Consider the following 686-nt stretch of genomic DNA (forward strand, 5'->3'; position numbering starts at 1 on the left):
GTCGCGTTCGTGGGCGACGACGAGAGCGCCAGCGAACGCGTGGCCCGTGCCGTCGAGGCCGCTTGGGAGGGCGCGGGCGGACCGTCGTTCCGCACGCTCTCCCCGGCCGACCTCGGCGGCGACCGGGAGGGAGCAGGGCCGCTGGACGACACGTGCGGGGTCGTCGTCACCGCTTCGGCGGCGGCGGACGAGACGGTTCGAGAGAGGTTCGCCGCGCTCCCGTCGAACGTTCCGGTGATCGCGCTCGTCGAGGACGCGACCACGGCGACGATCCGAACGCTGCTGGCGGCCGACGCGGACGACGTGGTCGACATCGACGACGGCGAACGCCGTGAGAGACCCGACGCGGACGACCCGCTCGTCGAGCGCCTCGCGAGGCGGATGGAGCCCGACCGCGTCCGACTCGGGGAGGACGACGTCGCCCGGCTCTCCGAAGTGCTGCTTGACGCCGGAACGACGCTCATGAGCACGCGCACCGACGAGGTCGGGACGAAGATCGAGTGGACGATGGAGAACGTCGGCGAACACGCCGAACTCGACCGGATCGTCTGTTACCGCGAGGACGACGACGAGTTCGTTCCCGCGTACGACTGGTGTCCCGAGGGGATCGACCCGGCGCCGCGACCGTTCGACGACTTCCCGGAGCCGGAGCATCTGTCGCCGTTCGGCAACGTCGCGCGCGGCTC

General features: G+C 71.4%; 1 pseudogene. It reads left to right on the forward strand.

The annotated features are described in order from the left end of the window. A pseudogene (locus DVK07_RS20335) lies at nt 1-686 on the forward strand (histidine kinase); the annotation flags it as partial.

The organism is Halorubrum sp. Atlit-26R (assembly GCF_003666015.1).
Classification (GTDB): domain Archaea; phylum Halobacteriota; class Halobacteria; order Halobacteriales; family Haloferacaceae; genus Halorubrum.